Source organism: Vibrio sp. 1159, from assembly GCF_033340395.1.
Lineage (GTDB): Bacteria > Pseudomonadota > Gammaproteobacteria > Enterobacterales > Vibrionaceae > Vibrio > Vibrio alginolyticus.
Window position 1 is genome coordinate 1 of the sequence record NZ_JAWOWL010000061.1, and the last position, 11,279, is coordinate 11,279.

An 11,279-nucleotide genomic window follows, 5' to 3' on the forward strand; every position below is an offset into this window, starting at 1 on the left:
GCTAGCGAACTTCGAAAATTGAGACCACACCAAAGCGCAAACCCTTTAAACATGGGCATGTTCATGAATTTTCCCTGTATCAGAGGCAACAGGAGGAGCCTCTGCGAATTTGGATTTCTTCTTTTTCATCCCTTCATCATGAAGGCTGAAAATGATCACTCAACAAGAAATAGTGGATCAAGTGCGTTGAGTCACACTTGATTGTCAATGAGGGACTGGTGAACGGTTACCTTTGGAGTATCCTGGCTGCTTAGCTTAGGGCTTAATATATTTGGAGAGTTAACAGCTTTGATGCCAGCACCAATCTTAATATTTGGACCACAACGGTGTGTGTCCCCGTAAGAAAGAGACACCACAACGGTGTGTGTCCCCGTAAGGAAGGGGCGGTTTGGTGGGGTAAATCGCGGGTATAAAAAAAGGTGGCCTTGGCCACCTTTTGCTTTGCTGATAGTGAGTGCTTACAGATTAAATCTCTGTACAGCCCCATTCTGGGTAGTGCTTACGCACGTAGGCGTTCAGCTCTTTTTCAGCCTGGGTGTAATGACGCACGTTATCCTGACCATCGTTCAGCGCGTGAACCATACCCGCACCAACAGTCACGTTGGTGTAACGGTCGATGATGATGAATGCACCGGTTTGAGGCAGCGCACTGTAAGTATCAACGGCAACTTTGTCGGTCAGTGACACTGACGCCAGCGCGATTTCATTCAGGTTCAGAGATTCACTGTTCTCTTCATGCTGTTCCAGCGTGTTCACATCGACTTTGTGGTCAATGTTGCTGATACGGCCGGTACAGGTCTTGGTTGCGAACTTGAATGAGTACTCTTTCTGAGTACGCAGCGGGTTCTCATCCATCCATACCACGTGAGCAGACAGCTTGTTCGTCACCACTGGCTCATGACCAGAGTGAACCAGCATATCGCCGCGTGACACATCAATCTCGTTTTCCAGAGTCAGCGTGATGGCCTGACCTGGGTACGCCGTTTCTAGCTCGCCATCGTGAGTGTAGATGGTTTTAATGCGTGAGGTTTTGCCTGATGGCAGCGCCGTCACTTCATCACCGACACGGACCACACCGGATGCCAGCGTACCGCAGAAGCCGCGGAAGTTCAGGTTAGGACGGTTGACGTACTGAACCGGGAAACGCATGTGCTCAAGATCTTTATCCTGATCAATTTTAACCGTTTCCAGCAGCTTCATCAGAGTCGCACCCGGGTACCAGTCCATGTTCTCGCTTGGCGTGACGACGTTATCACCTTTCAGTGCAGAGATTGGCACGAAACGAATATCGTCGATATTGAAGTTTTTCGCCATTTCACGGTAATCAGCTTTAATCTTCTGATACACGTCCTGGCTGTACTCCATCAGGTCCATTTTGTTAATGGCAACGATGATGTGCTTAATACCCAGCAGAGAACAGATGTAGCTGTGACGGCGGGTCTGAGTCTGGATGCCGTAACGGGCATCAACCATCACGATCGCCAGGTCACAAGTCGAAGCGCCGGTCACCATGTTACGCGTGTACTGCTCGTGTCCCGGAGTATCAGCGATGATGAACTTACGCTTGTCGGTTGAGAAGTAACGGTACGCCACATCGATAGTGATGCCCTGCTCACGTTCTGACTGCAGGCCGTCCACCAGCAGAGCCAGGTCGAACGCTTCATCTGTGGTATTGAACTTTTGTGAATCTTTTTCAATCGCAGCCATCTGATCTTCATAAATCAGCTTGCTGTCGAACAGCAGGCGGCCGATCAGGGTCGATTTACCATCATCCACGTTACCACAGGTAAGGAAACGAAGAAGGTCCTTGTTTTCATGCACTTTCAGATACGCTTCGATATCTTCTGCAATTAGATCTGATGCGTGTGACATTTTAATTCCTTGATTTTCTTTACCACACCGGATGCTTCACACCCGGTGAGTGATGTTATTCAAAACAGTTCAATTCGGATCGGTTCACCAACTCAGCGGTAAAACTCAGTCAGTACCGAAATAAATTCTTGCTTGGCGGTAAGCGGTAGCTGGTTGATGCCGGCTGCCGCTTTACGGCCGCCACCGGTATCAAACTGACAACACACCTCATCCGCACCGGTGCGGTTTTCCAGCGGCGCACGTACGCTCACTGTGTAATCCTGCAGATTCTGGTTCAGCGTCAATACTGCATGTGCCTTGGCCGGAGACTGATTAGCCAGTGCATTACCAAACACACCGCTGATACGGCGTGCCCAGGCTTCGCATGGCAGTTCATACACTTCCGCTACCTCATTACTCTCAACCGGGGACAGTGCTTCAATGTGAGCATAATCTTCGGCATAACCGTTTTTCAGCAGGTAATAAGGTGAGTCCGGATCGTTTTTCAGATCAAACGGAGAAGCGTATGGCATCAGCATCGCCAGTAAATCGGCTGGCGGGATATGCAGATCGTCGATTGTCGCGCCATAACCGTTGTAGTTGATCAGCGTGCCGAGTTCTTTCAAAAACTCACGCTGCTCTGAAGTTAAACCGATTTGGTCGGCCAGCACTTCCGCGGTACTAAACAGGTTATCGCCATAGATACCGGCTACCGCCCACTCGGCATAACGATGGTTCAAATGCTGGCTGATGAGCAAACTGGTACACACCTGGGCATCCAGGTTAACCAAAGCCGTGAAGTTACTCGCCTGAGGCACTTCACCGGTCCGGTGATGGTCACAATAGAACACCGGAATATCGCGCTCGATCAGCTCATACAGAGCATCGATGTTTTTTTCCATCGAAATATCAAGCACAGTCACTCCGCACACATCCGTTTGTGCAGCCACCTGTTGCAGCAGTTTAATATCACGCTTAACGCCGGTCACCAGAGTTGAGCGTTTTGGCTCAGCTTTACGCAGCTGAAGTAACGCGATGATGCCATCAGCATCGCCATTAAAAACATCGTAATGCATGATTAAATATACCCAAGCTTAATTAGCTGTTCGACCACAGCCTCAGCGCATTCTTCCACGCTTTTATCCGCGGTTTTCACATGAATCTCTGCGTTCAGCGGCGCTTCATAGGCAGAATCAATACCGGTGAAGTTTTTGATTTCGCCGGCACGGGCTTTCTTATATAAGCCTTTAGGATCACGCTGTTCGCACACCTCCAGCGGTGTATCGATATACACTTCCAGGAACTGGCCATCATCAAGCAAGGCACGCGCCTGCTCACGATCAGAAATAAACGGCGAGATAAACGCAGTCAGAACGATTGTGCCCGCATCAACAAACAGCTTAGCCACTTCACTGATACGGCGGATATTCTCGATGCGGTCTGCATCACTAAAGCCTAAATCCTTGTTCAAGCCATGACGGACGTTGTCGCCATCTAATAAGTAACTATGTTTACCCAGGCTGAGCAGCTTGCTTTCAACGGCATTCGCCACCGTCGACTTACCCGAGCCACTTAATCCGGTAAACCAAAGCACAACCGGCTTTTGCTTCTTGAGTTCAACGCGATCAGCATGAGTTACTGTAGTGTTATGCCACACTACATCATCACTGACCGATTGATTTTCTTTTTTAATGTATGGAGAAGTCATAGTTATTTGCTTCTGATTGGGTCATCCGAAATCAGAAGTAGCCCTCACGTTTTTTCTTTTCCATTGAACCTGAGCTGTCGTGGTCAATCGCACGGCCCTGGCGCTCGGAAGTCGTGGTCAGCAGCATTTCCTGGATGATTTCAGGCAGAGTCGTTGCTTCAGATTCCACCGCGCCGGTCAGCGGGTAGCAACCCAGAGTACGGAAGCGAACCATCTTCTCTTCAACCACTTCACCTTCTTTCAGTTCCATACGCTCATCATCAACCATGATCAGCATGCCGTCACGCTCAACCACAGGACGTTTGGCAGACAGGTACAGACCCGGGATTTCGATGTTTTCCAGGTAGATGTATTGCCAGATATCCAGCTCAGTCCAGTTTGACAACGGGAACACACGAATGCTTTCGCCCTTGTTCACTTTACCGTTGTAGATGTTCCACAGCTCAGGACGCTGGTTTTTCGGGTCCCAACGGTGGTGTTCATCACGGAATGAGTAAACACGCTCTTTCGCACGTGATTTCTCTTCGTCACGACGTGCGCCGCCAAAAGCCGCGTCAAAACCATGCTTGTCCAGTGCCTGTTTCAGGCCCTGAGTTTTCATGATGTCGGTGTGCATTGAGCTGCCGTGTACAAACGGGCTGATGTTCATCGCCAGACCTTCCGGGTTCTGGTGCACAATCAGTTCCATACCCAGTTTTTTCGCCATGTAATCACGAAACGCGATCATCTCTTTGAATTTCCACGTGGTATCCACGTGCATCAAAGGAAACGGCGGGATACCCGGAGCAAAGGCTTTCTTCGCCAGGTGCAACATTACAGAGGAGTCTTTACCTACCGAGTACAGCATAACCGGGTTATCAAACTCAGCCGCGACTTCGCGCATGATATGAATTGACTCAGCTTCCAGCTGTTTAAGGTGAGTCATACGTTCTGGAGAAATATTCATTCCAATCTTTTCCATTTGTTGAATTGGTGAAAATGTAACACACAATGTATCAAACATCCCGTTAAGGAGTTCATTCTAACGCGTAATTTTTACAGTCCAAACATTACGCTGATACTGCTGACCGTGATCAGGCCATACACCAGGCTGACCGGCAGCCCGACTTTAACAAAATCTTTAATATGATACTGGCCGGCGTTAAACACCATCAGGTTGGTCTGATAGCCGTACGGGCTGACAAAACTGGCACTGGCACCAAACGCGACCGCCAGGATATAACCGGTCGGCTCCACGCCCAGCGTTTTTGCCAGACCGACCGCGAGCGGGAACACCAGTGCCGCAGCGGCATTATTGGTAACCAGTTCAGTCAGCCACCAGGTCATGATGTAAACCACACAGAGCCCGACAAAAGGGGTGAACGCCTGCTGATTATCCAGGATCAGTAAGTCGAGCAGTTCGGTCGCTTTGGTATTATTGAGTGCATGCGACAGCAGAAGAGCGGCGGAAATAATCAGCCAGATCTGAGTCGGCAGGCGCTGCAGAATTTCATTCGGCTTGAGCATGCGGGTCAGTAAAAATACCCCTAGCAGCATAAACATGCTTTTAAACAACGGCACTAAACCTAACGCGGAGAGTCCGATGGCGGCGACAAAGCCAAGTACCGCAACCCACTCTTTGGCTGGGGTCAGAGTTTGCTCAGTTTCCACCCCGCTGACAAAGAAGAAGTTTTTACGCAGGTTATGACGGGATTTAAAATCTTCGCCCACCGCTAGCACCAGGTTATCGCCCGCCTGGAGGACAACATCACCCAGCTTACCGGATAAGCGTTCACCATCGCGCTTGATCGCCACTACCGCTGCATCAAACAGCGCGCGGAATCCGGCGTGTTTCAGGGTGCGCCCAACCAGAGTACTTTCCGGGCGGACAATCACTTCAGACAGGTTATCGAGCGGCAGGCCGTTCTGGTTAGCAAAGGATTCAAGGCCGGAAAACTGATTGAGCAGCGTAACTTTTTTAATATCACCACTGAACAGCAAACGGTCGCCCTGCTGCAGCACTTCATGTGGTGAAACCGGCGAAATCAGCTTGCCCTGACGCTGCAATTCCACCAGAAACAGCGCTTCCAGATTACGCAGGCCGTTCTCTTCAATGGTGCGGCCAATTAACGCCGAGCCTTCGCGCACCTTGGTATCGATAAAGTAATCGGCCAGCACCTGAGTGGTATTGCTATGGTTTGGCAGCCAGCGACTGGCAATAAACAGCGTGATACCGCAACCGAGCACCAGCAAGCTGCCAACCAGGGTGAAATCAAAGAAACCCAGCGGCTTAAAGCCGGCTTCTATCACCATGGAGTTAACGATTAAGTTGGTGGAAGTACCGACCAGAGTCAGTGTACCGCCGAGAATGGCGGCATAAGAGAGCGGAATTAACAAGCGGCTTGGCGCATGGTGGCGGTTAGCGCGAATCGGGGCCAGCATGGCCGACACCACCGCAGTGTTATTCAGTACCGCAGACGACAACGCGCCGAAGATATACAAGTTGAACCATGAACGGCGATAACTGAGCCGGATAACAAAATTGGCTACCTGGCGTAAAAAGCGGGTTTTCTCCAGCGCCAGCGAACACACCATGAGTAACACCAGGGTCAGTACGCCCTGGCTGGCAAAACTGCTCACCACCTGTTCACTGCTGACAAAACCGCATACAAACAGTACTAAAAGCAATACCCCAAACACACGTTCAGGATTGGATTGATATTTGATCAGCCCCGCTATTGTTAATACAAACAGCAACAAGACCGCCAAAGCCGACGTATAAGTAACTAACATGGTTGTTTTTATTCTTCCTTGGGAAAATTATTGGCTGTGTTTCTGTCACAGCTCTTCGTATACCTTTAATGCCCGCTCAAGATCGTCATAAAAGGTCAGCGTGCCCTGATGGAGAATTATCGCACTGTCACAAAACTCACGAATCTCCGCCATATCGTGACTGACCATGATCACGCTGGCGGTTTTACTTTTATCCAGCAAGGCCTGCTTAGCTTTTTTACGAAACTTCTGATCACCGACTGACGTAGCCTCGTCAATCAGATAGACATCAAAATCAATCGCAATACAGCAGCCAAAGGCTAAACGGGAGCGCATACCACTGGAGTAGTTTTTTACTGGTAAATCATACTTCACCCCCAGCTCGGCAAAGCGTTTTACCTTTTCTTCGTACTCATCCAGATTGGCCACCCCGTTGACCCGGCCGATAAAACGGGTATTTTCCCGTCCGGTCATCTGCGCATGAATACCGGTCGAGAGCGCCACCGGCCAGGAGATGGCTTTGTCGGTCACCACTTTTCCGGTGTTGGGGTATTCGCTGCCGGCAATAATGCGGAACAAAGTCGATTTACCCGCACCGTTCGAGCCGAGTAAGGCCACATTATGACCTTCAGGCAGGGTAAAATTGAGGTCTTTAAAAACGTACTGTTTCCCTAACTCTGAAGGGTAATATTTCGTGAGGTTTTTCAGCTCAATCATTCAAACTAAACTCTTGGGTAATATTCAACTCAGCGATCAAGCTGTTGGTCGCTTGTACTACAGACAAATCTGTACAGTCGATAGCAATTTGGCACGACGCATATAATTGTCTCCTCTCAAAAGAAAACTGAGTATTAAGATATTGCTGATACGACAAGGTGGAATTTCTGAACTCAGAAAACCGGATAAAGCCTTGTTTTTGATCGATCGCCATGTAAATTGATCGTTGCTGTGCGACCCAACGACATGCTGCTTCACCATAAAATAGCCCAGCTCCGACGTCCACCAATACCTTAGAGTTATGACAAATCTTTTCCAGAGCATTATTTAACGCTTGTAAACAGTAACGAAATAACCCATCTGGGTTATTTTTGAATAACTGAACCAAACACTTAATTGACGCTCCCGGGCCAATGAGGTGCCGCTTTTTAGAATATTGCCCGACCACCTGATCAAGTGATAAATAACTCACATTACATAACCTGTGAGCACGCAACTGCTTTAACACTGTGCTCTTGCCCACTGCTGAAGGCCCGATGAGCAATATCAAATCATGCTTCACGATAAAACCTAGCCTTTTTGTCGTGACTGGACCCAGCCCTGAAATAACTTGTTCTTAACTTGCCCAAACGCGGAAACTCTTTCAGAGGTCAAACTGACACCATCAGGGCATGTTTTGTGATTTGATTCGATAACGAGCTGGTTGACCAATTGTACAAAACGTTCATTCTCCGGATTAAAATAGACACAGGCCCGAGCATAACGAAGCGCTTCTGCCAGTTGCCCCTGCTTGTGATACATTTGAGCAAGCTCAAACAATACTTTTCCGCGATTACCTTGAGCAATAGGAAACGATTTAGCTGTATCGACCAATATACTATCTTCGGGTAAGGCAGGAGTCGGTTCAACACCAAACAATTTATAAATCAGCAAATTATCGATCAGTAAATTAGGATGAGCAGAAACTTTACTAACCAGCTTTTCGTGCAAAGCTGCATCACAAGTTCGGATAAACTCATCAACCGCCTGCAGTTCAGACAGTCCGACACTATGATGCTCAGCCACGATGCGCTGACGGCCTCGCATAAAATGGCGTAACAATGGGCGTAATTCATAACGTTTGAACGTTCGGATAAATTCGCGCATTTTTTGCGTATTTTGCTGATTTAAACGGGCAAAATCTTCATCACGAATCAGAGAGTAATTCTGCTTGCCAGCACTGTAGCCCTGTAAAAGGTTATCGAGTGATTCTTCCAATGTTCCTAAACCAAAATGATTGAGTAACCGTTTATACTCCAGCGCTGGTAAGGTGTAAGACGAGTTAATGACCTGATTCTCATACTCGGCAGTAATATCCATTAGTGACAAGAGATCGGTAATGATCGAACCACCATGAAAGAGCGCATAGTCATAAGGACGTAAAATTAACCGAACGGGATCAATACGCTCTGCAATGTCGGTCAGATATGGCCAAATCAGTTTCTCAACGCTTTGCGGAGCAGTAAAAGGTAAAATGGCGGAGTGACGCTTGACGCTCTGATTGTAACCCGATTCAATCAACTCAACCGGGTTGCGAATATAGGCGACAAATTCAGCCTGAGGAATGTATTTCATCAAGGCTTTAATATTGTGAAAAAAGTACTCAGACGATAGCAGCAAGGTGTCACACCCGCTCTTTTCAAACTCTTTTAATACTTTGTCGACTTTATCCGGGGCAACTTTCCATTTCCCGTCATTGAAACTGAGCAGCAAATGAATGTGCCCGGAGCTGATGGTGTGTTTACCTAGTTGATGTTTGGGATAATAAACACTCTGCTGCTCAAGCCAAGTACGGTTAGCACTAAGCCAGGCCTGAAGAGCTGATGATCCTGTTTTCCCCGGCCCAACGTGAATTACAATTCGCTTACTACTCATTTTGATGAAAAGTCTTCTCTGTCTAAAGTTAGCCACTGGCTGTAACAAGGATCATCCATTAATTGCCTGCCCCACTTTTGTTGCATAAAAACCACTTCCGCACTAAAACGGGCCTGCTTTTCAGGAGTATCTTCATGCCCGCGACTGATCGACTCATGGTGAATCATCTCGGCATAAGGTGTCCAGAGATTACGATATCCGGCTTGCTGTACCTTCAAGCACAAGTCAACATCATTAAAAGCCACGGTTAAATTCTGCTCATCCAGACCACCAACTTGTTCGAAAACCTCTTTTCTCACCGCAAGGCATGCAGCTGTCACTGCAGAATAGTTTTGAGCCACCATCAAGCGCTTAAAATAGCCCGGGTGTTCCTTCGGGAAATACTTATGAGCATGCCCGGCAACGCCCCCGATCCCAGTAATCACACCGGCATGCTGTAACTTCCCGTCAGGATAATACAACTTACTGCCGACACAACCGATGTCCTCTCTTAACGCATGCCCCACCATCTCTTCCAGCCAGTCATTGCTCAATACTTCGATGTCATTATTCATCAATACAATAACCTCACCTTTGACCTGTTCTACCGCAAAGTTATTTATTGCGGAATAATTAAAGGCCTGCGGGTACTGGTGAACAGAAATGTTTGGCTTTTCAGCCAACTGGGTAAAAAATGCCAGCGCCTCTGGATCATCAGACTGATTATCAATCAAAACGATTTCATAATTCGGATAGGTCGTTACAGACTCAATTGAGCGGATACACTGCTCTACCAACGCCTGACCATTACGGGTAGGAATAATAATCGACACCAAAGGTGCCTCAGCAGGTATCGGCCAGTGCAAACGATAGGTATTTTCTAATACACCGTCCGTAGCTCGGATATCACTGCCAGCGAATCTATCTTTCAGTGCTTGCAACCCGGCCTGATGAGTATAACTTTTCTCTCCCGCAGCCAATGCGGTTGAACCGGGAGCCATCCGCCAGCTGTAAAGCACATAAGGTATATGGACAATCTCGTCAGGTTCACAGACCTGCGTAGCACGCAAAGCTAAATCAAAATCCTGGCTACCTTCAACACCTTCTCTGAAGCCACCGATTTCATCCAACACAGTTTTTTTATAGATGGCAAGATGGCAGAGATAGTTATGAGAAAAAAGTAAATCCGGATTCCAGCCAGGTTTATGATGAACCGCACCAAAAGAGCCATCCAATAATACCTTATCTTCATCGCTGTATAATACTTTTGCACCAGGGTTATTAGACAGCGAGAAAGCAACCGTCTTCAAAGCGTGCTCATGCAACAAATCATCGTGATCAAGCAGAACCACATAATCCCCGGTTGCTGCCTCAAGACCTGTGTTCGATGCAATAGAAATATGTCCATTCACGTCACGCTGAATCACGTCAACCTTATCGTTAAGCTGATAATTGGAGAGTAACGTGTTCAGTTCTTCACTTTGAGAAGCATCATCAACCAATACTAATTGCCAATTAGTGTAGCTTTGCCTTAGTACCGAGGTCACCATTTCCTGAAAGTGCATCAGGTTGGGCCGATAAACAGGCACAAGCACGGTAAACTTAGGTCCATTTGAAAGCAAAGGGAGTAAGCTCAGTGCAATATCGTTAATTTGTTTATAATTTTGACCGGTAAATTCGGAACTTGGTGCTGCGCTACGAAGAATGAACCTGTGATACAGCTTAACGACCATCGGAGATTGCTTTAGCCTGTTTTTCACCGGGCCCGGTATGTATTTCATCATATTTAACAACGAGATTAATTAGCACTATATTTATCGAGCCGCCGAAGAGTCGGCGGCCCTATCCTTTACTCTCTGATTCTAATCAATCAGCTGATTCATCAGCCTATTGATTTTCACTATCTTTATGCAACTGTCATCCAACGAATAGTAACATTGATTTGAATCCTCATCATTGCTGCTATGTATTTCGATAAAAATTTTTGCATTGCGTAACACCGACCTAAGCGAATGCTTGCCTTTGAATGAAAGCCTTGTTTCCAACATTTCTTTCTCTGCCGGATGAGGATAGCACTCCAGCAAGACATCGAGCAGTTGTCTGGACCGTCCGTAAGCAGGAGCAATATGCCACGACAAGATCTCTTTTTCTTCAGCAAGGGAAAGAATCGCGTTCATTTTCCCTCCCCATCGGCAGAGTTATCCGCAACTTCTTCACGGCGCTGGCGAATCAGCTTCTCAATCCGCTCGGCAAAAGGGTTGGGCTGCGCATTGGCAGCAAAGCACGGAAATCGCATGAACATCCCCGTCATTCAAGGGCTCCGAGAACCTTGCTTAAGTAGTTTACATCCATCGCACAC

At 47.7% G+C, this 11,279-nt stretch carries 11 protein-coding genes; all 11 read right to left on the reverse strand.

Going from position 1 to position 11,279, the window contains the following annotated elements:
* Nucleotides 1–465: 465 nt before the first annotated feature.
* A complete protein-coding gene (cysN, locus tag R7127_RS25455) occupies nucleotides 466–1,872 on the reverse strand; it encodes a sulfate adenylyltransferase subunit CysN (protein WP_318148627.1) in 1,407 nt (468 codons plus the stop codon).
* A gap of 92 nt (nucleotides 1,873–1,964) precedes the next feature.
* Entirely contained in the window at nucleotides 1,965–2,927 is a 963-nt protein-coding gene (locus tag R7127_RS25460) for a DHH family phosphoesterase (protein WP_136483246.1), read from the reverse strand.
* A 2-nt stretch (nucleotides 2,928–2,929) separates the two neighbouring features.
* Nucleotides 2,930–3,559, reverse strand: a complete 630-nt coding sequence (gene cysC, locus R7127_RS25465) for an adenylyl-sulfate kinase (protein WP_136483245.1) — start codon at nucleotides 3,557–3,559, stop codon at nucleotides 2,930–2,932.
* A gap of 31 nt (nucleotides 3,560–3,590) precedes the next feature.
* Nucleotides 3,591–4,505, reverse strand: coding sequence for a sulfate adenylyltransferase subunit CysD (cysD, locus tag R7127_RS25470; protein ID WP_263855992.1), 915 nt, complete (start codon nucleotides 4,503–4,505; stop codon nucleotides 3,591–3,593).
* Nucleotides 4,506–4,594: 89 nt separating this feature from the next.
* Nucleotides 4,595–6,331 (reverse strand): SLC13 family permease, encoded by a 1,737-nt coding sequence (locus R7127_RS25475; protein ID WP_318148628.1) that lies wholly within the window; start codon nucleotides 6,329–6,331, stop codon nucleotides 4,595–4,597.
* Nucleotides 6,332–6,376: 45 nt separating this feature from the next.
* Complete coding sequence (locus tag R7127_RS25480) at nucleotides 6,377–7,027, reverse strand: ABC transporter ATP-binding protein (RefSeq protein WP_318148629.1); 651 nt, start codon at nucleotides 7,025–7,027, stop codon at nucleotides 6,377–6,379.
* The gene (locus R7127_RS25485; protein WP_318148630.1) at nucleotides 7,020–7,589 is read right to left on the reverse strand and encodes a hypothetical protein; all 570 of its coding nucleotides are present in this window, start codon (nucleotides 7,587–7,589) and stop codon (nucleotides 7,020–7,022) included. Before R7127_RS25485 ends, R7127_RS25480 begins: the two co-directional genes overlap by 8 nt.
* Nucleotides 7,590–7,597: 8 nt before the next feature.
* Nucleotides 7,598–8,989 (reverse strand): tetratricopeptide repeat protein, encoded by a 1,392-nt coding sequence (locus R7127_RS25490; protein WP_318148631.1) that lies wholly within the window; start codon nucleotides 8,987–8,989, stop codon nucleotides 7,598–7,600.
* Nucleotides 8,938–10,653 carry a glycosyltransferase family 2 protein gene (locus R7127_RS25495; protein ID WP_318148632.1) on the reverse strand — a complete coding sequence of 572 codons (1,716 nt, stop codon included), beginning with the start codon at nucleotides 10,651–10,653 and terminating at the stop codon, nucleotides 8,938–8,940. Before R7127_RS25495 ends, R7127_RS25490 begins: the two co-directional genes overlap by 52 nt.
* 129 nt (nucleotides 10,654–10,782) lie before the next feature.
* Nucleotides 10,783–11,097: a hypothetical protein gene (locus tag R7127_RS25500; RefSeq protein WP_318148633.1), complete on the reverse strand. Its 315-nt coding sequence runs from the start codon at nucleotides 11,095–11,097 to the stop codon at nucleotides 10,783–10,785.
* The gene (locus tag R7127_RS25505) at nucleotides 11,094–11,216 is read right to left on the reverse strand and encodes a hypothetical protein (protein ID WP_318148634.1); all 123 of its coding nucleotides are present in this window, start codon (nucleotides 11,214–11,216) and stop codon (nucleotides 11,094–11,096) included. Before R7127_RS25505 ends, R7127_RS25500 begins: the two co-directional genes overlap by 4 nt.
* Nucleotides 11,217–11,279: the final 63 nt, after the last annotated feature.

Excerpts from the sequence above, each read along its gene's own strand:
- R7127_RS25500 (WP_318148633.1), bottom strand. The coding sequence starts at position 11,097 with ATGAACGCGATTCTTTCCCTTGCTGAAGAAAAAGAGATCTTGTCGTGG.
- cysN (WP_318148627.1), bottom strand. The coding sequence starts at position 1,872 with ATGTCACACGCATCAGATCTAATTGCAGAAGATATCGAAGCGTATCTG.
- R7127_RS25460 (WP_136483246.1), bottom strand. The coding sequence starts at position 2,927 with ATGCATTACGATGTTTTTAATGGCGATGCTGATGGCATCATCGCGTTA.
- cysC (WP_136483245.1), bottom strand. The coding sequence starts at position 3,559 with ATGACTTCTCCATACATTAAAAAAGAAAATCAATCGGTCAGTGATGAT.
- R7127_RS25475 (WP_318148628.1), bottom strand. The coding sequence starts at position 6,331 with ATGTTAGTTACTTATACGTCGGCTTTGGCGGTCTTGTTGCTGTTTGTA.
- R7127_RS25505 (WP_318148634.1), bottom strand. The coding sequence starts at position 11,216 with ATGCGATTTCCGTGCTTTGCTGCCAATGCGCAGCCCAACCCTTTTGCC.
- R7127_RS25480 (WP_318148629.1), bottom strand. The coding sequence starts at position 7,027 with ATGATTGAGCTGAAAAACCTCACGAAATATTACCCTTCAGAGTTAGGG.
- cysD (WP_263855992.1), bottom strand. The coding sequence starts at position 4,505 with ATGAATATTTCTCCAGAACGTATGACTCACCTTAAACAGCTGGAAGCT.
- R7127_RS25495 (WP_318148632.1), bottom strand. The coding sequence starts at position 10,653 with ATGGTCGTTAAGCTGTATCACAGGTTCATTCTTCGTAGCGCAGCACCA.